The following is a 22,624-nucleotide window of genomic DNA, read 5'->3' on the forward strand; positions in this document are numbered from 1 at the left end:
TATGCGTACACTGTAAGTGTGTCACTGAACCGGGAGAAGATCCTCGACGCGGCGTTGCGGCTGGCCGACGAGCAGGGGCTGCCCGCGCTGTCGATGCGCAAGGTCGCGGCCGCGGTGGGGGTCGAGGCGATGTCGCTCTACAACCACGTCGAGAACAAGGGCGACCTGCTGGACGGGCTCACCGCGCGGCTCTTCGAGGAAGTCGCCCTGCCCGATCCGGCGGTGCGCTGGGACGACCGGCTCCGGTCGCTGGCCGAAGGTCTGCACGCGAGCTTCTCCCGGCACCCCGTCGTGGTCCGGGCACTGGCGGCCCAGGACGCGAACCCCCGTTCGGCCGGCGCCCTGCGCGTGATCGACGCGGTGCTGAAGGCCTTCCTGGACGCCGGCCTGCCCGACGAAGCCGCGGCTCGCGGCTACCGGTCCCTGCTCGGGATGCTGTTCGGCTCGGTGCTCGTCGGTACGACCGCGACCGGTACCGGTGCGGTCCGGGCCGAGCCGGTGGTGGCCTGGTTCCGCCGGATGGTGACGGCCGAGGAACTGCCGAGCCTGCACCGCGTCCTGCCCGCGCTGGAGGCCGGGGACTGCGTCCAGGACTTCGAGTACCAGCTGGAGGTGTTCACCGCCGGCCTGCGCCGCGCGTCGGCTGGCGGTCCGCACCCGTGAGGGTCCACCCCAGACACCGGCCGGCGATCCACTGTGGCCGGTGGGGTGAACCCCGCAAGACCCCTGTCTGCGCGGCTTTTGATTGAGCGGAGCGGCTGTGCGCCCGAGGATCGGCCCTCTCACCACCACTGGAGGGATCCGCTCATGCCGAACCGCCGTCAGTTCCTCACCAGATCCGCGCTCGGAGTGGGGCTCGCCGCCGTGCCCGTCGCCCTGCTCACCAGCGGGGCCGGGCGGTCCGGTGCCGCCGCCGATCTGGCCAAGTTCGCCGACCCGCTGCCGATCCCACCCGTGCTCAAACCCGGTGCCACGCTGTCGATCCGGCAGCTCGCCGGCACCATCCGGGCGCACTCGCAGCTGCCGCCGACTCCCGTGTGGACCTACGAAGGTTCCTACCCCGGCCCGGTCATCGACGTCCGGCGCGGGCAGCCGGTGACCGTCACGTGGTCGAACAAGATCGAAAGCGCTTACCCCGTGACCGCGGTCGAAGTCCCCTTCACCGGGATCGGGTCCATCCTGGACCCCGGGCGCGGGGACGCCGTGCCGCTGCCGGAGGTCGCCGCGCTCACCCCGTCGCTGGTCACCCACCTGCACGGCGGCGCCATCGGCGCGGCCAGCGACGGCTGGCCGATGGACCTGCGCGCGGCCGGGCAGGCGCAGGTCGCCAAGTACCCGAACGACCAGCGGGCGTCGACGCTCTGGTACCACGACCACGCGATGGACGTCACCGCCTACACCGTCCACGCCGGACTCGCGGGGCTCTACCTCGTGCGCGACCCCGAAGAGGACGTGCTCAAGCTGCCTTGCGGGGTCAAGGAGATCCCGCTGGTGCTCGCCGACCGCAACCTCGACACCGACGCCTCCGGCGCGTACAACGGCCGGTTCCTGCACAAGATCGGCTACTACGACACCGCGCTCGGCCGCGTCCGGCTGCCCTTCGCCGGTCCCTTCAGCACGGTCAACGGCGTCATCTGGCCGTACCTGGACGTCACCGCGCAGTGGTACCGCTTCCGCGTGCTCAACGCCTCGAACGCCCGCACCTACCGGCTGGAGCTGGGCAAGGAGAACCCCGACGGCAGCACGACCCCGCTCAACGGCGCGTTCGTGCAGATCGGCACCGAGCAGGGCTTGCTGGGTGCCCCCGTCCGGCAGGACCGGCTCACCCTCGCCCCGGCCGAACGCGCCGACGTGCTGGTGAACTTCACCGCCTACCGGGGGGCCAAGGTCCGGTTGTCCACTGTGGATGACGGGACGCTGCCGCTCGGCCGCGAGGTCCTGCAGTTCCGCGTCGCGTCGCCGACCGTCTCGGACTCGTTCGTCCCGCCGGCCGCGCCGTCACCGACCTTCGCCCGCGTCACGGCGGCGTCGCTGCCGGCCACGCGCGTCGAACGCTGGGTCGCCAGCGCCACCGACGACGGCACCACGGGCGGCCACCCCGAGATGTGGGAACTGGGCCGCGTGGCCGCCGGGTACCAGCCCCAGCACGGCGACCGGCTGGTCAAGATCGTGAAGAACGGCGTGACCACCACGTTCCGCCGGGTGGCGCTGAACTTCACGGACCCGGTCACGTTCACCGTCCGCCCGGACGACTGGGAGGTCTGGAACTTCGTCCACCTCTCCGGTCCCAACCACCCGACGCACATCCACCTGGTGTCGTTCCAGGCCCTGTCCCGCGACACTTACGACGTCACCGTCGCGACCGATCCGGCCAACGACGTCCTCACCTACACCGCGACCTACGGCGCGCCCAAGGGCCTCGGGCCGGACGAGCAGGGCTGGAAGGACACCATCCGCATCGACGAGCACGACCTCGTGTCCGTCGCGGCCCAGTTCCGCGCGGGGACGGGGAGCTTCGTGTACCACTGCCACATCCTCGAGCACGAGGACCACGGCATGATGCGGCCGTTCGTCGTGGGCACCGCCTCCGCGCCGGTGTCGCCGGCACCGACGTCGACCTCGAGCGGCCACCACCACTGAGACGGCGAAGGCCGCTTCCCGGACCGGGAAGCGGCCTTCGCCGGTTCACAGCGGGACGGTGGCGGCGATCCGGCCGCCCGCGTGGTCCATCGCGACCTGCACGACGTACCGCCCGTACGCGGTCTTGGCGAGCTTCTCGCCCTCGGCCAGGCAAGCCTCGGCGTCGATGAACCCCATGCGCAGCGCGATCTCCTCGATACACGCGATCCGCACACCTTGGCGTTCCTCCAGGGTCTGGATGTACTGCGCCGCCTGCAGGAGCGAGCTGTGCGTCCCGGTGTCCAGCCAGGCGAAGCCGCGGCTGAGCTCCACCAGCCGGGCCCGGCCGCGGCCGAGGTAGGTCCGGTTGACGTCGGTGATCTCCAGCTCGCCGCGGGCGGAGGGCCGCAGGTGCCGGGCGATCTCCACGACTTCGTTGTCGTAGAAGTACAGGCCGGTGATCGCCTGGTTCGACTTCGGTACCCGGGGTTTCTCCTCGATCGAGACCAGGTTGCCCGCCGGGTCGGTCTCGGCGATCCCGTACCGCTCCGGGTCGCTGACCGGGTAGCCGAAGAGCACGCAACCCTCGACGTCGCGGGAATGCGCGCGCAGGACCTGCGAGAACGCGTGCCCGTGGAAGATGTTGTCGCCGAGGATCAGCGCCACCTCGTCGCCGCCGATGTGCCGGGCCCCGACCCGGAACGCGTCGGCCAGCCCGCGCGGGCGGTCCTGCGCGGCGAAGGACAGGTTCAGGCCGAGCCGGCTCCCGTCGCCGAGCACCCGCTGGAACAGCGGGAGGTCGCGCGGGGTCGAGATGAGCAGGATGTCCCGGATGCCGGCGAGCATCAGCGCCGACAGCGGGTAGTAGATCATCGGCTTGTCGTACACCGGCAGCAGCTGCTTGGACATCGCGGTGGTGAGCGGGTGCAGCCGGGTGCCTTCGCCCCCGGCGAGGATGATGCCCTTCACGGCGATCAGCGCCCCGCCCACGCGGTCTGCTCGGCCACGGGGGAGCGGCCGATCAGCGGTTCCCACCATCCGGGGTGGTCCCGGTACCAGTCGATGGTCCGGCGCAGGCCTTCCTCGAAGGCCACGGACGGCCGCCAGCCCAGCTCTTCGCGCAGCAGTGTCGAATCCAGCAGGTACCGGCGGTCGTGCGACGGCCGGTCGGGCACGGTGGTCTTGAGCGACGACGGCAGTCCCAGGTGGTCCAGCACGAGGTCGGCGATCGTCTCGACGTCCGCCTCGACCCCGCTGCCGACGTTGTACGTGGCCCCGATCCGGCCGCGGTCGAGCACCGCTTCGATCGCCGCGCAGTGGTCGGTGACGTGCAGCCATTCACGCCGGTTGCGGCTCGACTCGTACAGCGGCAGCGGCAGGCCCCGCAACGCGTTGGTCGTGAACAGCGGGATGACCTTCTCCGGGAACTGGTGCGAGCCGTAGTTGTTGGCGCAGTTGGTGATCGTCACCGGCAGGTCGTAGGTCAGGCCGTACGCGCGCACCGCGTGGTCGGCGCCCGCCTTCGACGCGTTGTACGGCGTGCGCGGCCGGTACGGCGAGCTTTCGGTGAAGGAGTCCGGCGAGTCGAGCGCCAGGTCGCCGTAGACCTCGCACGTCGAGATGTGGTGGAACCGCCCGACCCCGGTGGTGCGGGCCGCTTCGAGCAGGGCGACGGTCCCGGCGACGTTGGTGTCGAAGAACTCCACGGGCCGCAGCACCGCGTAGGAGTTGTGGGATTCCGCGGCGAAGTTGACCACCGTGTCGACGCGGAACTCGCGCAGCAGGCCGGCGATCGCGTCCTGGTCGCGGATGTCGGCATGCCGGAACACGACGCCGGGCTCGACGTCGGCGAGGTTCGCCCGGTTCCCGGCGTAGGTCAACGCGTCCACCGCCACGACCCGGTCACCCGGGTGCCGGGTGTGCCAGTGGCGCACGAAGTGGGAGCCGATGAAACCGGCCGCTCCGGTCACGAGAACTGTCGTGGGCACCGAGCCTCCTCAACCGCGGACATGGCCGTCGAGGAAAACTGTAGGAGGCCGGGCAGGCTGAAGGACCCCTCTACGCCCCTATCATTGGTACTGGCGCGCGGTTTCGTCGGTGTCGTACGCCTGTCGCGCGGCTTCGAGGCGCTCGTGGTTGTGCTCGGCCCAGTCCGACAGCGCGCGGGTCGAGGCGTACAGGTCCTTCGCCAGGTCCGTCGCCGCGTACTCGACCTGCGGCGGCACCGTCGGGTACACGGTGCGCACCAGCAGTCCGTCGCGTTCGAGCGTGCGCAGGGTGAGGGTCAGCATCCGCCTGCTGATCCCGGGCACGGCGCGGTGCAGGTCCGCGAACCGGACCGGGCCGCCGCTGGTGACCGCGATGATCGCGATGCCCCACTTGCTGCCGACGCGGTCGAGCGCGGTCCGGAACGCCGAGCACGTTCCGGGGTCGACGTCGTCGGGCAGACCGGCTGCTGCTGCCATCGAGTTCCCTTTCCCCAGGGGAGCCGGCAGCTTCACACGGGCTCCCCCGCGGGGACAAGGCGTCCCACGCACTGGTCAGGCCGGCGCCGGAACCCTGATGCTGGTGGCGACTTCGGGGTTCGCGCCGACCGGAGTGGCCACCACGCCGACCGGAGTGGCCAACACAACGACCGGAGCGGCCAACACGTCCGGGTCTCCGGTGTGTTGGCCGTTCCGGTCGCCGAACTGGCCGTTCCGGGCGTTGCGTTGGCCGTTGCGGGCGATCCGCCGCCGCACCGGTACCCATCGCACCCGCCCCGAATTCGCCAACAGCATCCTCAGACGTCAGGAATGAGTCATTCACTACGTCGCAGCCCGCCACGACGCCGGGTCAGGCCGGCGGGTCGGGCAACGCGGTGCGCAGGACCGGCGCCACCTCGGAGGCGAACAGGTCGAGGGAGTTCCAGTGGCTCTCCTCCGCGAGCCCGTCCGGGTCGACGCTGAACACCGCGACCGAGTGCTCGAAGATCTCGTGCTGCCGGTGCACCTTGTCGATCACCTGCTCGGGACTGCCGACCAGGGCGGGGGAGTGCTCGACGAACTCCTCGACGGTGGGGTGCGACGGTCGCCCGCCGAACCCGCGCTGGAGCGCGGCGTACCGCTCGTACACCGGCCGATAGGTCTCGATCGCGGCCTGGGACGTCTTCGCCACCAGGAACCCGGGCGTGCCGGCGCCGGTGAAGAGCCGGTCGGCGGGCCGGCCGTGCCGGGCCCACTCCGCGCGGTAGTGCTCGGCCAGCGGCCGGGCGCTCTCGCTGGTCGCGGCGGCGTTGGAGAACACCACCGGGTCGCCGTACTCGGCGGCCAGCGCGACCGAGTCGAGGGACGACGAGCTGCCGTGCCAGATCCGCGGCCGGCGGCCGGCGTGCGGCCGCGGGAGCGTGGTGACGCCGTCCAGCCGCGGGCGCCGGACGGCGGCCCACGACACGTCGGTCGTGGTCCAGAGCTCGTGCAGGAGCCGGAAGTTGTCGGCCAGCGCGTGCCGCTGCTCCTCCGGCCGCAGGCCGAACAGCTCCCCGCCGGGCCCGGCGCCCTTGCCGACGATCAGCTCCAGCCGGCCGCGGCTGAGGTGGTCGACGGTCGCGTAGTCCTCGGCGACCCGGACCGGGTCGAGCACCGACAGGACGGTCACGCCGGTGAACAGCCGGATGCGCGTGGTCAGCGCCGCGATGTGCGCCAGCACCACCGGCGGGGCGCTGGAGAGGAACGGCCAGTGGTGGCGTTCGCCGACGCCGAACCCGTCGAAGCCCAGCTCTTCCAGCCGCACGGCGGTGGCCACGGTGAACTCGAAGCTCTTGCGCGTCGCGACGTGTTCGTCGTCGTCGGCCGCGTCGAGGTAGCGGATGGGTGCCAACCCGTAGAACTTCACCGCCGAGCCCACCCCTTCGTCCACAGTGGATTGGTTGCGCGCTGATCGCCTGGTGCCACGAAGGGGAATGTAGGCGGCACCCGTCCCGCCGGGAAGAAGGCACATTGCTGTTACCACCCGGGCGCGTGTGAGCCTCGGCGCCACCACCGAGCCGGAAAGGGGACCGGGTGAACGCGCCCAGCGATCTGCGAGCCGAGCACCGAGCCGTGCCGATCGGCGTCACCGCACCCGCGCCGCGGGTCAGCTGGCGCCTCCCGGACGGTGCCCGCGCGCAGCGGGCCTACCGGATCCGCGGCGACGCCGGCGGCCGCGCGTGGGACACCGGGTGGGTCGAGTCGGACCGGAGCCTGTTCCGCCCGTACGGCGGTCCCGCGCCGGAATCGCGCGAGCTGGTGCGCTTGACCGTGCGGGTGCGCACGGATCTCGGTGAGAGCGACTGGTCGGCGCCGTTGTCGTGGGAGACCGGGCTGCTGGCGCCGTCGGACTGGACCGCCTCGTGGATCGGTCCGGCCGAGGCCGAGGTCCCGCCGCCGGGTTTCCGGCCCGCCTACCACCTGCGCACGACGTTCACCGTCACCGGCCCGGTGGCCCGCGCCCGCGTCTACGCCACCGCCCACGGGGTCTACGAGCTGTTCCTCGGCGGCGAGCGCGTGGGCGACGCGGAGCTGGCGCCGGGCCTCACCGCGTACCGCAGCCGGCTGCACGTCCAAGCCCACGACGTCACCGCGCACCTGCGGCCGGGCGAGGTCGTGTTCGGCGCGACGCTGAGCGACGGCTGGTACCGCGGCCGCACCTCCTACCACCGGCTGCCCGACGGCTTCGGCGACCGCACGGCTTTGCTGGCCCAGCTCCACATCGACTACGCGGACGGGACCACGGCCGTGCTCGGCACCGGACCCGACTGGCGCTCGGCGGCCGGAGCGATCAAAGGCGCCGACTTCTTCGACGGCGTCGAGGTGGACCTGCGGGACGAACCGACCGGCTGGACCCGGCGCGAGGACGCGCCGGGGGAGTGGGCGCCGGTCGTCGTCCGCCCGGCGGTGACCGCCCGGCTGGAGGCGTCCCCGGCACCTCCGGTCCGCCGCGTGCAGGAGCTGCGGCCGGTGTCGGTCACCCGCACCGGGGCGCGACGGCACATCGTCGACTTCGGGCAGAACCTCGGCGGCTGGGTGCGCTTGGCGAACCTCGGCCCCCGCGGCACCGCGCTGCGGCTGACCCACGCCGAGGCGCTGCGGCCGGACGGCGACGTCGACACCACCGGCGGGACGGCGACGCTGCGCTGGTACGTCCCACCGCGGGGCATCCAGGGCGACCGGGTAGTTTCCGCGGGCGGGCCGGACGACGTCTTCGAGCCCCGGCACACCCGGCACGGCTTCCGGTACCTGCGGATCGACGGTCACCCCGGCGAGCTGGGGCGGGCGGACGTGACCGCGGTCGCGGTCAGCTCGGACCTGCCGCGGGCCGGGTGGTTCCGGTGCAGCGACGAGCGGGTGAACCGGCTGCACGAGATCGCGTTCTGGACCTACCGCAACCAGGAGTGCGACGTCCCCACCGCGGAGATCACCCGCGAAACCTCCGGCTGGACCGACTGGGGGTTCAACATGCGCGGCGCGCGGCTGCTGCACGACGTCTCCGGGCTGAGCGTCAAGTGGCTCGCCGACCTGGCCGCCGACCAGTGGCCGGACGGCACCGTCCGCAACTACGCCCCCGACCCGCTCGGGCCGGGCAGCCGCGACGCCCGGTTCGCGATCCCGCACGGGCAAGCCGGCTGGGGCGACTCGGCGGTGTCGGTGCCGTGGGAGATCTGGCGGGCCTACGGCGACGAGGACCTGCTCGCCCGGCAGTACCCGTCGATGACCGCGTGGGTCGAGCGGGTGGCGCGGGTCGCGCGGGAGGACCGGCACCCGGCCCGCCGGGCGGCGCGCCCCGAACCGGCACCGCACGAAGAGTTCTTGTGGGACACCGGGTACCACTTCGGCGAGCACCTCGAACCCGGGCCGCCCAAGCCGCTGGTGACGCTCGGCTGCCGGAACCTGGCGGAGATCACCGACCTCGACGAGTTCACCGCCGCGGTGGTCGAGGAGATGACCGCGCGCGACCACGCCGTGTTCGCCACGGCCTACTTCCACCGCTCGGCGCGGCTGCTCGCGCGGATCGCCGCGGTCCTCGGCCGCGACGACGACGCCGCGCGGTACCGGCGGCTCGCGGCCGACGTGCGCGCGGCGTGGCAGGCGGAGTTCATCCGCCCGGACGGCACCCTGACCGAGCCGACGCAGGCCACGCACCTGCGCGCGCTCGCGTTCGACCTGGTGCCCGAAGCGCTGCGCGGGTTCACCGCGGCCCGGCTGGCGGCCCTGATCCGCGACGCCGGGACCCGGCCGGGCACCGGCCTGCCCTCGACGCACCTGCTGCTGCCGACCCTCGCCGCGACCGGCCACCTCGGCCTCGCCTACGAGCTGCTGTTCCAGCGCGGCACGCCGTCGTGGCTGTCCGTGCCCGAGCGCGGCGGCACGACGTTCTGGGAGACCTGGGACGGGATCGGCGCCGACGGGTCGACCCGGCTCGCGCTGAACCTGCCGACCCGCGCCAGCGTCGTGGAGTTCCTGTACGGCACCGTCGCGGGAATCCGGCTGGACCGCCAGGTCCCCGCCTACCGCCGGTTCACCGTCGCGCCCCGGCCGGGTGGCGGCATCACCTGGGCCGAAGCGCGCTACGAGAGCCCGTACGGCGCCATCGAAGCGGCCTGGCGGATCGACGGCGGGAAGTTCCTCCTCGACGTCACCGTGCCGCCCGGGACGACCGCCGACGTCGTCCTGCCCGACGGCACCCGGGCCGAAGCCGGGCCGGGGACGCACCGCTTCACCGGGACCCCGCCGGACACAGGGGAGGGATAGGGGTTCCGACAGGGGTTCGCGCCGTGGTTCCGCCCGGCGCGCGGATGAACTAATCGGCAGCGGGCCGGCCCGGCTCGTGAAGGAGGTTACGGATCCATGGCGCGGTATCTGCTCGGACGCGTGCTGCAAGGCGTGTTCGTGCTGTGGGCGGCCTACACGCTCTCGTTCGCCGTGCTGTTCGCGCTGCCCGGCGACCCGGCCGCGATCATGGCAGGCCCGACCAACAGCGTCACGCCGGAGCAGCTCGACCGGCTGCGCCACGAACTCGGGCTCGACCGGCCGATCCTGGTGCAGTACCTGGACAAGCTCCTCGGCGCGCTGCACGGCGACTTCGGCCGTTCGCTGCAGTCCGGTGAGCCGGTGTCCGCCCTCATCGGCGGCGCGGTGCCGCCGACCGCGGCCGTGGCGGGCGCGGGGCTGGTGCTCGGCGTCGTGTTCGGCACCGGGTTCGCCGTGCTGGCCTCGGTGACCCGCCGGACGTGGCTGCGCAACGGATTGCTGAGCCTGCCTCCGCTGGGGGTGGCGATCCCGTCGTTCGTCGTGGGTTTGCTGCTGCTGCAGTGGTTCGCGTTCACCTGGAACCTGTTCCCCGCGATCGGCAGCGACGGCTGGGCCTCGCTCGTCCTGCCCGCGCTCACTCTCTCGTTGCAGCCCGCGGCGCTGATCGCGCAGGTGCTCGCCAAGAGCATGGCCGAAGAACTCGGCCGCGGGTACGTGGACGTGGCGCTGGCCAAGGGCGCCGGGCCGCTGCGGGTGAACGTCCGGCACGTGCTGCGCAACGCCGCGCTGCCGGCGCTGACCATCGCCGGGCTGCTTACCGGCGGCCTGCTCACCGGCGCGATCGTGGTCGAGGTCGTGTTCTCCCGCAACGGGCTCGGCCAGGTCACGCAGAACGCGGTGTCCTTCGAGGACCTGCCCGTGGTCCAAGGCGTCGTGCTGCTGGGCGCGCTCGTGTTCGTGGTGGTCAACCTCGTCGTCGACGTGCTGTACCAGGTGCTCGACCCGCGGCTCGGCGCCGAGCGGCGGCGGCCGGTCCTGCTCGCGGGGCGGGGGTGAGCGGCGTGGTGACCCTGGAAAGCCTGCGGCCCCGGCAGTTCGTGCTCCGGCGGCCCGGCCTGGTGCTGTCGGCGTTCTGGCTGCTGCTGGTGCTCGTCGCGGCCGTGGCACCGGCGGTGTTCGCACCGGGCGACCCCTTGGCCGTCGACACCGCCGCCCGCCTGCGCCCGCCGTCGGCCGAGCACCTGTTCGGCACCGATCGCCTCGGGCGCGACCTGTTCGCCGAGACCGTCCACGGCACCGGCCGGACGCTCCCCGCCGCGGTGCTGGCGACCCTCATCGGGCTCGGCGCCGGCGTGGCACTGGGCCTGCTGTCGGGATTCCTGCGCGGTGTCGTGGATCTGGTGGTCATGCGGCTGGTCGACGTGCTGCTCGCCATCCCCGGCCTGCTGCTGGCGCTGATGCTGGTTTCGGTGCTGGGCAAGGGGAGCACGCTCGACGTCGGCATCGCCATCGGCGTCACCGCGATCGCCGGCACGGCCCGGGTGATGCGCGCGGAGGTGCTGCGCGTCGCCGGCAGCGACTTCGTCGAGGCCGCCCGCATCGGCGGGGCGCGGCGGACGCGGGTGGTGCTGCGGCACGTGCTGCCGAACGCGCTGGGCCCGGTGTGGGTGCTGACATTGCTGCTGTTCGGCGTGGCGATCCTGGGCGTCACCACGCTCAGCTTCCTGGGGTTCGGCACGCAGCCGCCGACACCCGAGTGGGGCGCGCTCGTCTCGTCGGGCCGTGACTTCCTCGGCAGCGCCTGGTGGTTGTCGCTGCTGCCGGGCGCGGTGGTGGCGCTGACCATCCTGGCCGCCAACCGCGTCTCGCTCGCTTTCGACGGCGGGAGGGGACTGCAGTGAGCCTCCTCGAAGTCGCGGACCTCGCGATCGACTACCGCGGGCGCCGCACGCCGGTGCGCGCGGTGGATGCGGTGAGCTTCACCGTCGGCGAAGGGGAGACGGTCGCCGTCGTCGGCGAGTCCGGTTCCGGCAAGTCGACCACGGCGCACGCGGTGCTCGGCCTGCTACCGGCGTCGGCGCGCGTGACGTCCGGGCGGATCACCTTCGCCGGGACCGAGCTGACCGCATTGTCCGCCCGAAGGTGGCGCTCGGTGCGCGGCCGTCAGATCGCCTTGGTGCCGCAGGACCCCGGAACCTCGCTGAACCCGGTGCAGCGCATCGGCACCCAGGTCGCCGAAGCGCTGCTGCTGTCCGGTGCGGCCGGGCGGCGCACCGCGCGGGCACGGGCCGTCGAGCTGCTGGCCGAAGCGGGCCTGCCCGATCCGGAGGTCCAGGCCCGGCGGTACCCGGGGCAGCTGTCCGGAGGGATGCGGCAGCGGGCGCTCATCGCGATCGCGATCGCCGGGCGCCCGCGGCTCATCGTGGCCGACGAGCCGACCAGCGCCCTCGACGTCACGGTCCAGCGGCGGATCCTCGACCGCATCGGGAGCCTGGTCCGCGACACCGGCACCGGGCTGGTGCTGATCACCCACGACCTCGGCGTCGCCGCGGAACGCGCGGACCGGCTGCTGGTGATGCGGGCGGGCGCGGTGGTGGAGCGGGGAACGCCTGCCGACGTCCTGACCGATCCTCATGACCCGTACACGAAGTCGTTGATCGCGGCGGCCCCGGGCCTCACGGACGCACCGCGACGTCAGCTCGAGCTGACCACGACGCCCGGCGGCGCGCCCGGCGACCCCTTCGCCGCCGCTTCGGCCACCGCGCCCGAGCGGGACGGTGACCTCCTGCGCGTCGAAGGCTTGGTCAAGGAGTTCCCGTTGCCGCGCCGGGGTTCCGTCCGCGCGGTCGACGACGTGAGCTTCGCCGTTCCCGCCGGCCGGACCTTCGGCTTGGTCGGCGAATCCGGCTCCGGCAAGTCCACGATCGCCCGGCTCGTCCTGCGGCTGACCGAACCGACCGCGGGCCGGGTGGTCTTCGGCGGGACGGACCTGAGGGACTTCCGGCGCCGGGTGCAGCTCGTGCACCAGAACCCGTTCGCCTCCCTCGACCCCCGGCGCACGGTCGAGCAGGTCGTGGCCGACCCGCTGGCCTCCTTCGGGCTCGGCACCCGGAAGCAGCGCCGGCAGCGGGCCGCCGAGCTGACCGACCTGGTCGCGCTGCCGTCCGCGGTGCTGCGGCGCCGGCCGGGCGAGCTGTCCGGCGGGCAGCGCCAGCGCGTCGCGATCGCCCGGGCGCTCGTGCTCAACCCCGAGCTGGTCGTGTGCGACGAGCCGGTTTCCGCGCTCGACGTGTCCATCCAGGCGCAGATCCTCGACCTGCTCGCCGCGGTGCAGGCCGAACTGGGCGTCGCCTACCTGTTCATCTCCCACGACCTGGCGGTCGTCCGGCACTTCGCCGACGAAGTGGGAGTCCTGCACCGCGGCCGGCTCGTCGAGACCGGTCCCGCCGCGCAGCTCTTCGCCGCACCGGCGCACGCCTACACCCAAGAGCTGCTCGCCGCCATCCCCGGCCGTCGCTGACGGCCCGAACCCGAGGAGAACCACCGAAGTGTCCACCAAAACGCTGGCGACGGCGCTCGTCGCCGGAGCACTCCTGCTCACCGCCTGCGGGAGCGGCACCTCCGCCGGAGGGTCCGGCCCGGCCGGCACGCCGAAGCCCGGCGGGACGCTCACCCTCGCCCTCGGCGGCGACCCGGTGAGCCTCAACCCGCGCGCGGTCACCCCGCTCGTGCGCGAAGTCGCGCGGCCGGTCGTCGACTCGCTGCTGGCGCTGGACCCCGGCACGAAGAAAGCCGTGCCGTGGCTCGCCGAGTCCTACGACGTCAACGCCGACGCCACCGAGTTCACGCTGCACCTGCGCCACGGCGTCACGTTCTCCGACGGCACCCCGCTGACCGCGCGGGTGGTCAAGGCGAACTTCGACGACATCGTCGCCAACAAGGCCAAGACGACCGGGTCGAGCGCGAACTCCCTGCTGGACCAGGGCGGCTACCGCGAGACGGCGGCGCCCGACGACTTCACGGTCGTACAGCGGTTCGCCAAGCCGTACCCCACCTGGCCGCTGTGGCTGACCGGCGCCGGGTACGGGATCCTCGGCGACGCCACGCTGAAGCTGCCCTTCGACGACCGGTTCGACAAGATCATCGGCACCGGCCCGTTCGTCGTCGGCTCCTACACCCGCAACAGCGAGGTCGTGCTGACCAAGCGCGCCGGGTACGCGTGGGGCCCCAAGACCGCCGCGCACACCGGGGACGCGTACCTGGACAAGGTGGTCTTCAAGGTCATCACCGAACCCAGCGTGCGCACCGGCGCGGTGAAGACCGGTCAGGTCCAGGTGGCCGGTTCGCTCAACCCGGCCGACATCGCACCCCTGCGCGACGCCGGGTTCTCGATCGTGGCGCAGAAGATCCCGCGCAACACCGAAGGCCTGGTGGTGACCGGTGCCGACCGCGCGCCGCTGAACGACGCGGCCGTCCGGCAGGCGCTGGTCAAGGCGGTGGACACCACGCAGATCCGGGACGCACTGCTCACTCCCGAGTGGACGGTCCCGACCAGCGTCGTGACCGGCGCGGTCGTCGGGTACGCCGACCAGTCGGCCGTGTTGAAGCCCGACGCCGCCGAGGCGGCGAAGCTGCTCGACCAGGCCGGCTGGGCACCCGGCGCCGACGGCGTCCGCGCCAAGGGCGGCACGCGGCTCACGCTGAAGCTCGGCTGGGTGTCCCGCGGCAACGCCTGGGACCAGCCGCTCGTCGAGCTGCTCACCGCCCAGTTCAAGAAGCTCGGCGTAGACCTGCAGCCCGAGCTGGTGACCGCGGCGCAGGCCGTGCAGTACCTGCAGGCTCGCAACCGCTGGGACCTGTTCCTGTCCGGCGTCGCCGGCGGCCTCGACGCGGGTGTCGGGCTGCTCGGCACGTTCACCAGCGCGGCCCCGAACTTCTACAACGTCCAGGACGCCGACCTCCAGCCGCTGCTGCAGCGGCAGGCCACGACCGCCGACCCGGCGGCCCGCGCGAAGGTACTCGGCGACATTCAGGCGCGGATCCTCACCCAGGGCCTGGCGGTGCCGCTGGTCGAGGACACGGCCGTGGTGGCGGTGGGCAAGAAGGTCCAGGGCTTCGCGCTGGACGCGGACGCGCGGCTGCCGTCGCTGCTCGACGTCTGGCTGGCCTGACGTGAAACCCGCCCCGTTCGACTACCACGCGCCCGCGTCACTGGCGGAGGCCGTCGCGCTGCTCGGCGCCCGCCCGGGCACGCGGGTACTGGCCGGCGGGCAGAGCCTGCTGCGGTCGATGAGCAGCCGGACGCTGTGCCCGCCCGCGCTGGTGGACCTGCGGGCGCTGCCCGGCCTCGACCGGATCGAGCGGGCACCGGGCCGGATCGTCGTCGGGGCGCGGGTGACCCAGCGGGCGGCCGAGGACGCGGACTGCCCGCTGCTGCGGCGCGTCCTGCCGTTCGTCGGCCACCCGCAGACGCGCGGCCGCGGCACCGTGGTCGGCAGCGTGGTGCACGCCGACCCCGGTGCCGAACTGCCGGCCGCGCTGCTCGCCGTCGACGGGGTGGTGCACGCGTACGGGCCGGGCGGGACGCGGCGCATCGCGGCCGCGGACTTCTTCCGCGGCCCGTTCACCACGGCATTGGCGCCGGACGAGATCGCGACGGCGGTCGAGCTGCCCGTCCCGGCCGGCGCCGGGTGCGCCGAAGTCGCCGGCTGCGGAGCCGTCGCCGCGACCGACCGGGCCGGAGTCCGGCTCGCGCTCTTCGGCGTCGGCGACCGGCCGCGGCGCGCGTACCACGCCGAGCGCGCCTGGCGGTCCGGCGGGGATTTCCCCGCGGCGGTGCGCGAAGACCTCGCGGGCGTGCCGGACGGATACCCCCGCGAGGTCGCTCCGGCGCTGCTGCGCCGCGCGCTGGCGGACGTCCGATGAGCGAGCACCGCGTTCGCGTCGAGGTCAACGGCGACCGGCACGAGCTGACGGTCGAAGCCCGGCTCAAGCTCACCGACCTGCTGCGGGACCGGCTCGGGCTCACCGCCACGCACCTCGGCTGCGAGCGCGGGGTGTGCGGCGCGTGCACGGTGCTGCTCGACGACGTCCCGGTGCGGTCGTGCCTGGTGCTCGCCGTGCAGGCGGACGGTTCGTCGGTGGTGACCCTGGAAGGACTGCCGGACGGCGACCCGGTGCGGACGGCGCTGCACGAGGAACACGCGCTGCAGTGCGGGTTCTGCACCCCCGGGATCGTGCTTTCGTTGTGGCACCTGGTGAACCGGGAGGGCGCCACCGCGGCGGACGCCCGGGCGGCGCTCGAAGGCCACACCTGCCGCTGCACGGGGTACGTCCACCTGCAGCGGGCCGTCGACCGGGTGGTGCCGGCGTGATCGGCGTACCGGTCCCGCGGCGGGAGGACGCCCGGCTGCTGGCCGGGCGCGGGCGGTTCGTGGCCGACATCCGGCCCGAGGGAACGGTGCACGCGGCCTTCGTCCGCAGCACCCACGCGCACGCGCGGATCCGGTCGGTCGCCGTCGACGTGCCGGCGATCGCCGTGGTCACCGCGGCCGACTTCCCCGGCGGGCCACCACTTCTGCCCGGCGTCGCGGGTTCACCACCGCCCGCGCGGGCCGCGCAACCGGTGCTGGCCGACGGCCGCGTCCGGTACGTCGGCGAGCCGATCGCCATCGTGGTCGCCGCCGACCGGTACGCCGCCGAAGACGTCGCCGCGCTCGTCTCCGTCGAGTACGAACCCCTCGGCGCCGAGGTACCCCTGCACGAGGGCGGGGACGTCGAGCAGGTCATCCGGGCCCGCACCGGCGCCGCGCCGCCAGCCAGCTTCGAAGCCTCCTTCACGATCGCCCGCCAAGCCGCCGCGCCGGTCGAACCGCGCGGGGTGGTCGCCGAATGGGACGACGCGCGCGGGCTGACGCTGTGGACGTCGACCCAGATCCCGCACCTCGTGCGGGACGTCGTCGCGCGGTTCCTGGGGCTCGCCACCGATCGGGTCCGCGTGGTGCTGCCGGACGTCGGCGGGGCGTTCGGCGCGAAGATGCAGCCGTACCCGGAAGAACTCCTCGTGGCCTGGCTGGCGCGGCGGCTCAGGCGGCCGGTGACCTGGCTCGAGGACCGCGACGAACACGAAACCGCCACCACCCACGGCCGCGACCAGCGCCACGACGTCGAGGTCACGCACGACGAGGACGGGCGCGTGCTCGCGATCCGCGACCGGATCACGACCGACATCGGCGCGTACGCGTTCACCAACGCCGTCGCGGACGCGGTCGGCGCGGCGGGAGCGGTGCCCGGGCCGTACCGGATCCCGGCGTACGAGGTGGAATCGCGCGCGGTCTTCAGCGCCAAGACGCCGTCTTCGCCGTTCCGTGGCGTGGGAGCCGCGCCGGCCACGTTCGTCGCGGAACGGATCATGGACCTCGTCGCCGCACGCACCGGACTGGATCCCGTGACCGTCCGCCTCCGCAACTTGCTCACCCCGGACGAGCTGCCGTTCGACCGGAGCCTGGTGCTGCACACGGCGTTCGGCGCGATCCCGTGGCCGGTCCTCGACAGCGGCGACTACCCGGCCGCGCTGCGAAAAGCGCTGGAACTGGCCCGGTACGACGACTTCCGGCGGGAACAACGCCGGGAACGCGAACGGGACCGGCACCTCGGCATCGGTTTCGGCTGCTACGTCGAGGGCACCGGTGGGGGAGCGCCGGAAACCGCGACCGCGCGGGTGGTCGAGCGCGGCCGGGTCGAAGTGACCACCGGGACCGCGCCGAGCGGGCAGGGCCACGAGACGGTGCTCGCCCAGATCGCCGCCGACGAACTGGGAATCCCCGTGGATGACGTCGTGGTGGTGCTCGGCGACACCGCGCGGATCCCGCGTGGCGGCGGCACGATGGCCAGCCGGTCGGCCGTCCTCGGTGGCGGCGCGGTCCGGCTGGCCGCCCGGAAACTCCGGCGCGGCACGGAATCGAGCGCCGAGGCCACGTTCGACCCCGCCGGCTCGCCGGCCGCCTACGGCGTGCACGTCTCGACCGTCGAAGTCGACACGGCGACCGGGCTCGTCACCCCGCTGCGGCACCTGGTCGTGCACGACTGCGGGACGGTCCTCAACCCGGCGCTGCTGGCCGGGCAGATCCACGGCGGTCTCGGCTTCGCGATCGGCGACGCGCTCATCGAGGAAGTCGCCTACCGGCCCGGCGGACGTCCGCTCGAGTACCGCGTCCCCGGTCCCGGCAGCATGCCGCCGGAGGTCGAGATCCACCACACCGACGTCTCGTTCCCCGCCCCGGGGCAGCCCGACGGCGTCAAAGGAGCGGGCGAGGGCGCGGTGATCGGCGGGACCGCCGCCGTCGCCAACGCGGTCGCCGACGCCGTCGGCGTGCCCGTCACCACCATCCCGTTGACCCCCGAACGCGTGCTGCGGCTCGTCCGGGACTCCCTGCTGGAGGTCGAGTGAAGTTCATCGGTCTGGCCCCGATCCAGCGCACGAACGATCCGCGCACCGGGCAGCCGCTCGGCGAGACCGAGCTGATCGAGCGCGCGATCCGCACCGCGGTGTGGTTCGAGGAGCTGGGGTTCGACGGCTTCGGCTTCGGCGAACGCCACCACGAACCGTTCCTGGCCACCGCGCCCGCGGTGCTGCTGGGCCACCTCGCGGCGGTGACGTCGCGGGTGCGGCTGTTCACCGGCGTGACGTTGCTGTCGGTGCACGACCCGGTCCGCGTCGCGGAGGACTACGCCACGGTCGACCACCTCTCCGGCGGCCGGCTCGACCTGGTCGTCGGCAAGGGTGCGGGCCCGGGCCAGGCCGAGCTGTTCGGCCTCACCCGGGACGACGCGCGCACCGCGCTGGCCGAGAACTACCGGCTGCTGCGGCGGTTGTGGACCGAACGCGACGTCGTGTGGCGTGGCTCGCGACGACCCGCGCTGAACGGCGTCACGACGTTGCCGCGGCCGCTGCAGGCGCGGCCGCGGATCTGGCACGGCAGCGCGTCTTCGGCCGATTCCGTCGAACTGGCCGCGGAGTACGGCGACCCGCTGATGTTCTCGGCCGCGTCCGCCCCGCCGGAGTCCTTCGCCTGGCTCGTCGAGGAATACCGGAGCCGGTGGGCTCGGCACGGCCACGCCCCGGACCGCGCTTACACCGGCGCGGGCACTCCGGCGCTTTACGTGGCACGTACTTCGCAGCAGGCACTGGCCGACTTCGGGCCCAGCTACGCCGCGAGGCAGGCGCTGCGCCGGGGCATCGGCCAGACCCCGGCGTTCCCGACCGTCGAGGACTTCGTCGAGCGCAGCCCGGCCTTGATCGGCAGCCCGGAACAGGTCGTCGACAAGGTCCACCGCCTGCACGAGGTGTTCGGGCACCGCGCGCAGTGCTTCAGCGTCGAGCCGGAAGGCCTCACCGACGCCCAGCACCGGGCGGGTATCGAGCTGCTCGCCGCCGAAGTCGTCCCGCGGCTGCGCCGTGAGCTGCCGGACCCGCCGTGGCCGGAGGCGCTGTGAGCTACCGGATCGCCGTCGACGTCGGCGGCACCTTCACCGACGTCGCGCTGCTCGGGTCGGACGGCGTGGAGCTGGCGCACAAGACCGGCTCCACGCCGGACGACCCGGCCGCGGGTGTCGCCGCCGGTCTGACCGCCATCGCGGCGAAAGCGGGGCTGCCGCTCGGGGAGCTGTTGCGGCAGACCGAAGTCATCGTGCACGGCACCACCGTCACGACGAACGCACTCGTCACCGGCAACGGCGCGCGGACCGGGCTGCTGACCACGCGGGGGTTCCGGGACGTCCTGCTCGCGCGGCAAGGCGCCCGGGCCGACCAGTTCGCCTCGCGCACGGCACCCCCGCCGCCGCTGGTGCCCCGGTACCTGATCGAAACCGCGCGCGAGCGGGTCGACCGCGACGGCGTCGTCACCACCCCGCTCGACGAGGACGACGTGCGCTCGGCCGCGCGGCGGTTCCGCGAAGCCGGCGTCGAGGCGGTCGCCGTGAGCTTCGTGTTCTCGTACCTCCACGACGAGCACGAGCGGCGGGCGGCGGAGATCCTCGCCGCGGAGCTGCCCGGGGTGTTCCTGTCGGTGTCCTCGCGGGTGGCGCCGGAGGTGCGGCTGTTCGAGCGGACGTCGACCACCGCGCTCAACGCGTACGTCGGCCCGGTGCTGCGGGCGCACCTGGACCGGCTCGCCGATCGCCTGGCCGGGCTGGGCTACTCCGGGCGCGTGGTGATCGTGCAGTCCCACGGCGGCGTCGTCAGCCTCGAACGTGCGGCCGAGGGGGCCGTGCGGACGCTGCTGTCCGGCCCGGCGGGCGCGCCAGCCGCGGTGGCCGGGATCGCCGCCGCGCTCGGGGTGCCCGAAGCGATCACGATCGACATGGGCGGCACCAGCTTCGAGGTCAGCCTGTCCTCCCACGGCGTCACCGCGCTGACCACGAAGGCCGAACCGGCCGGGCACCCGGTGTCGGTGCCGATGCTCGACATCAGCACGATCGGCGCCGGCGGCGGGTCGATCGCGACGGTGAGTCCCGGCGGGCTCTTGCGGGTCGGCCCGGCCAGCGCGGGTGCCGACCCCGGCCCGGCGAGCTATGGCCGTGGCGGCCGCGAGGCGACGGTCACCGACGCCGACTTGCTCCTCGGCTACCTGGCCGGCGGGTTCGGCGACGGCCTGAAGCTCTCCGAGGCCGCCGCAGCCGAAGCCGTCGGAGCTGTCGCCACGCGGCTGGGGCTGAGCCCGGTCGAGACCGCCGCCGGGATCCACCGCGCGGTCAACGCCGAGATGGCCGACAGCCTGCGCCTGGCTGTCGCCCGGCACGGGCTCGACCCGCGCCGGTTCGCGCTCGTCGTCGCCGGTGGCGCGGGTCCGGTGCACGCCGTCGAGCTAGCCAAGGACCTGGGGATCCCGCTAGTCGTGGTGCCGCCGGGCGCGTCGGTGCTTTGTGCCCGGGGGATGCTGCGTGCCGACCTGGTCCGCTACTCGGTGCGCACGGTGCTGGGGCGTCCACAAGACCCGGAGGCGCTCGACGCCGTCTTCGCGGGCCTGGAAAGCGAAGCCAAGGCGGAGCTGCTGGCGGATGGCGGGGCGCCGGAGCGGATCCGGCTGACGCGGCTGGCCGACGTCCGCTACGTCGGTCAGGTGCACGAGATCCCGGTGCCGTTCCCGCCAGGATGGGTGGTCGACGCGGCCGCCGTCGCCGGGCTCACCGAGCGTTTCCACGAGGTCCACGACCAGCGCTACGGCTATGCCCAGCCGGACGCGCCGGTCGAGCTGGTCAACCTCCGCCTCGAAGCCCGGGCCCTCGCGACGGCCGTTCCCGCGGCTCCCGGTCGCCGGGACGGGTCACCGTCCGCGACCCGGCAGGCCTGGTTCGACGGCGGCTTCGCCGAGGTCCCGGTGCTGTCCGCCGGGTCGGTGCCGGTGCACGCCGGACCCGCGCTGCTGGCGGGCGAGGGCACGACCGTGGTGGTCCCACCCGGCTTCGCCTTCGAGGTCACCGGGGACGGGACCGTCCTGATCTTCGCCGCGGGCACCTCGCGCACCGAAGTGCTGACCGGACTGCGGGAAGGAGACCGATGACGATCCTCGCCACAGTGGTGGACAACCGGCTGCACGCCATCGCCGAGCGGATGGCCGACGCGATGCTGCGCTCCTGCCGGTCCACGACGTTCCAGAGCCGCGACTTCGTCACCGGGATCTTCACCGCGGCGGGGGAGTGGGTGGCGGCCAAGGACTTCATCCCCGTGCTCGCCGGTTCGCTGCCCAGCGCGTACGAGGGCATCACGGCCAAGTTCGGCGACGACGTCCACGACGGTGACGTCTTCGTCCTGAACGATCCCTACCACGGCAACAACCACCCGCCGGACGTGACGATCTTCAAGCCCGTCTTCCACGAGGGCGTGCTGCGGTTCTGGGCCGCGACCAAGGCGCACCACGCCGACGTCGGCGGCAGCGGCGGCGCGGGGTACAACCCGGGCGCCCGCGACTGCTACGAGGACGCGTTGCGCATCCCGCCGGTCCGGCTCGTCCACCGCGGCCGCCGCCAGGACGACGTCTGGGACCTGATCCTGCTGAACCTGCGCCTGCGCGACGCGGTCGAAGGCGATCTGCAGTGCCAGATCGGCGCCGCGACCCTCGGCGAGCGCGAACTCGTCGCGCTGCTCGACGCGTTCGGCGTGGCTCCCGTGCTCGACGCCGTGCGGGTCCAGCTGGCCGCGTCCGAACGGCACCTGCGCGCGGAAATCGCCCGCTGGCCCGACGGCGTCCACGAAGCCGAGCGCCTGCTCGACGACGGCGGTGAGCACCACCGCGAGCCGATCGCCATCCGGCTGCGCCTCACCGTCGAGGGCGACCACGCCACCTTCGACTTCACCGGCTCCGACCCGCAGGTCGCCGGGTACGCCAACTCGACCCGCGCCAACACCGTCGCGTCGGTGTTCGTCGCGGTGTTCGGCGTGACCGACCCGGCGCAGCGGCGCACCAGCGGCGCGCTGGCCGCGTTCGACGTCGTCACCGCGCCGGGGACGATCGCGCACGCCGTCGAGCCGGCCGCCACCACGCTCTGCACGATCACCGCCTGCGAAGCCATCGTCGAAACCGTCTGGCTCGCGCTGGCCAAAGCCGATCCCGCGCGGTCGAACGCCGGCTGGTCGCGCGGGTACGCCTTCGCGGCGGTCGGGGTGAACGAGCGGACCGGCCGGGCGTTCGGCGCGACCGGCGCGCTCAAGGGCGGCTCCGGCGCGACCGCCGGGTTCGACGGCTGGGACGCGATCGGCTCCCCGGTCGCGATGGGCGGCGGCCGCGAGGTCGACGTCGAGCTGCACGAACTGACCGCACCCGCCACGATCCTGCACCAGGGCTTCGAAACCGACTCCGCGGGCGCGGGCCGATGGCGTGGCGGGCTCGGCGGCGTGTCGTGGTGGCGCATCGACCAGGACGACGTCCAGGTGGTGTGCCTGGGCTCGGGCGCGCTGCCCGAGACGGTCCCGTTCGGCGTCGACGGCGGCGGCGCGGCCCCGCGCAACGTCGGCCGCGTGCATCACCGCGACGGGCGGATCACCGTGCCGCCCACCAACAGCACGCTGCGGCTGCACCGCGGCGACGTCCTGGAGATCCACACCTCGGGCGGCGGCGGGTACGGCGATCCGCGGGAGCGGTCGCGCGAAGCCGTGCTCGCCGACGTCCGCGACGAACTCGTCTCCCCGGCCGCCGCGGCCGCGGTCTACGGCCTGGTTCTCCCTCCGACCGAAAGGTGAC

The 22,624-nt window shown here is 73.5% G+C and carries 18 protein-coding genes; 13 read left to right on the forward strand and 5 right to left on the reverse strand.

Going from position 1 to position 22,624, the window contains the following annotated elements:
* The first annotated feature begins 18 nt into the window (after positions 1-18).
* Entirely contained in the window at positions 19-663 is a 645-nt protein-coding gene (locus ACLJQM_RS10900) for a TetR/AcrR family transcriptional regulator C-terminal domain-containing protein (protein ID WP_410631039.1), read from the forward strand.
* A gap of 144 nt (positions 664-807) precedes the next feature.
* Entirely contained in the window at positions 808-2,640 is a 1,833-nt protein-coding gene (locus tag ACLJQM_RS10905; RefSeq protein WP_410631040.1) for a multicopper oxidase family protein, read from the forward strand.
* 45 nt (positions 2,641-2,685) lie between these two features.
* On the opposite strand, the gene rfbA is transcribed toward ACLJQM_RS10905, so the two are convergent.
* The 5 genes from rfbA to ACLJQM_RS10930 form a co-directional block, all read right to left on the reverse strand.
* Positions 2,686-3,588: a glucose-1-phosphate thymidylyltransferase RfbA gene (rfbA, locus tag ACLJQM_RS10910; RefSeq protein WP_410631366.1), complete on the reverse strand. Its 903-nt coding sequence runs from the start codon at positions 3,586-3,588 to the stop codon at positions 2,686-2,688.
* Positions 3,589-3,593: 5 nt separating this feature from the next.
* Positions 3,594-4,607, reverse strand: coding sequence for a dTDP-glucose 4,6-dehydratase (gene rfbB / locus ACLJQM_RS10915; RefSeq protein ID WP_410631041.1), 1,014 nt, complete (start codon positions 4,605-4,607; stop codon positions 3,594-3,596).
* A gap of 81 nt (positions 4,608-4,688) precedes the next feature.
* On the reverse strand, positions 4,689-5,084 hold the full coding sequence (locus ACLJQM_RS10920; RefSeq protein ID WP_410631042.1) for a winged helix-turn-helix transcriptional regulator: 396 nt from the start codon (positions 5,082-5,084) through the stop codon (positions 4,689-4,691).
* A gap of 75 nt (positions 5,085-5,159) precedes the next feature.
* A complete protein-coding gene (locus ACLJQM_RS10925) occupies positions 5,160-5,399 on the reverse strand; it encodes a hypothetical protein (protein WP_410631043.1) in 240 nt (79 codons plus the stop codon).
* 55 nt (positions 5,400-5,454) lie between these two features.
* A complete protein-coding gene (locus ACLJQM_RS10930; RefSeq protein ID WP_410631044.1) occupies positions 5,455-6,516 on the reverse strand; it encodes an LLM class flavin-dependent oxidoreductase in 1,062 nt (353 codons plus the stop codon).
* Positions 6,517-6,659: 143 nt separating this feature from the next.
* Between ACLJQM_RS10930 and ACLJQM_RS10935 the strand changes: the two genes are divergently transcribed.
* From ACLJQM_RS10935 to ACLJQM_RS10985, 11 genes are all read left to right on the forward strand, one after another.
* Positions 6,660-9,386, forward strand: a complete 2,727-nt coding sequence (locus ACLJQM_RS10935; RefSeq protein WP_410631045.1) for a family 78 glycoside hydrolase catalytic domain — start codon at positions 6,660-6,662, stop codon at positions 9,384-9,386.
* A gap of 96 nt (positions 9,387-9,482) precedes the next feature.
* Entirely contained in the window at positions 9,483-10,442 is a 960-nt protein-coding gene (locus ACLJQM_RS10940) for an ABC transporter permease (protein ID WP_410631046.1), read from the forward strand.
* 5 nt (positions 10,443-10,447) lie between these two features.
* A complete protein-coding gene (locus tag ACLJQM_RS10945; protein ID WP_410631047.1) occupies positions 10,448-11,287 on the forward strand; it encodes an ABC transporter permease in 840 nt (279 codons plus the stop codon).
* Positions 11,284-12,906 carry a dipeptide ABC transporter ATP-binding protein gene (locus ACLJQM_RS10950; protein ID WP_410631048.1) on the forward strand — a complete coding sequence of 541 codons (1,623 nt, stop codon included), beginning with the start codon at positions 11,284-11,286 and terminating at the stop codon, positions 12,904-12,906. The genes ACLJQM_RS10945 and ACLJQM_RS10950 overlap by 4 nt, the downstream gene beginning before the upstream one ends.
* A gap of 28 nt (positions 12,907-12,934) precedes the next feature.
* The gene (locus ACLJQM_RS10955; protein ID WP_410631049.1) at positions 12,935-14,557 is read left to right on the forward strand and encodes an ABC transporter substrate-binding protein; all 1,623 of its coding nucleotides are present in this window, start codon (positions 12,935-12,937) and stop codon (positions 14,555-14,557) included.
* Between the two features lies 1 nt (position 14,558).
* Positions 14,559-15,311: an FAD binding domain-containing protein gene (locus tag ACLJQM_RS10960; RefSeq protein ID WP_410631050.1), complete on the forward strand. Its 753-nt coding sequence runs from the start codon at positions 14,559-14,561 to the stop codon at positions 15,309-15,311.
* Positions 15,308-15,760 carry a (2Fe-2S)-binding protein gene (locus tag ACLJQM_RS10965; RefSeq protein WP_410631051.1) on the forward strand — a complete coding sequence of 151 codons (453 nt, stop codon included), beginning with the start codon at positions 15,308-15,310 and terminating at the stop codon, positions 15,758-15,760. Before ACLJQM_RS10960 ends, ACLJQM_RS10965 begins: the two co-directional genes overlap by 4 nt.
* Positions 15,757-17,835: a xanthine dehydrogenase family protein molybdopterin-binding subunit gene (locus tag ACLJQM_RS10970; RefSeq protein WP_410631052.1), complete on the forward strand. Its 2,079-nt coding sequence runs from the start codon at positions 15,757-15,759 to the stop codon at positions 17,833-17,835. Before ACLJQM_RS10965 ends, ACLJQM_RS10970 begins: the two co-directional genes overlap by 4 nt.
* The gene (locus ACLJQM_RS10975; protein WP_410631053.1) at positions 17,832-18,881 is read left to right on the forward strand and encodes an LLM class flavin-dependent oxidoreductase; all 1,050 of its coding nucleotides are present in this window, start codon (positions 17,832-17,834) and stop codon (positions 18,879-18,881) included. The genes ACLJQM_RS10970 and ACLJQM_RS10975 overlap by 4 nt, the downstream gene beginning before the upstream one ends.
* Complete coding sequence (locus tag ACLJQM_RS10980) at positions 18,878-20,947, forward strand: hydantoinase/oxoprolinase family protein (protein ID WP_410631054.1); 2,070 nt, start codon at positions 18,878-18,880, stop codon at positions 20,945-20,947. The genes ACLJQM_RS10975 and ACLJQM_RS10980 overlap by 4 nt, the downstream gene beginning before the upstream one ends.
* Entirely contained in the window at positions 20,944-22,623 is a 1,680-nt protein-coding gene (locus ACLJQM_RS10985; RefSeq protein ID WP_410631055.1) for a hydantoinase B/oxoprolinase family protein, read from the forward strand. The genes ACLJQM_RS10980 and ACLJQM_RS10985 overlap by 4 nt, the downstream gene beginning before the upstream one ends.
* Position 22,624 lies beyond the last annotated feature (1 nt).

The sequence above is a fragment of the Amycolatopsis sp. cmx-4-83 genome (assembly GCF_046548815.1).
Lineage (GTDB): Bacteria > Actinomycetota > Actinomycetes > Mycobacteriales > Pseudonocardiaceae > Amycolatopsis > Amycolatopsis pretoriensis_A.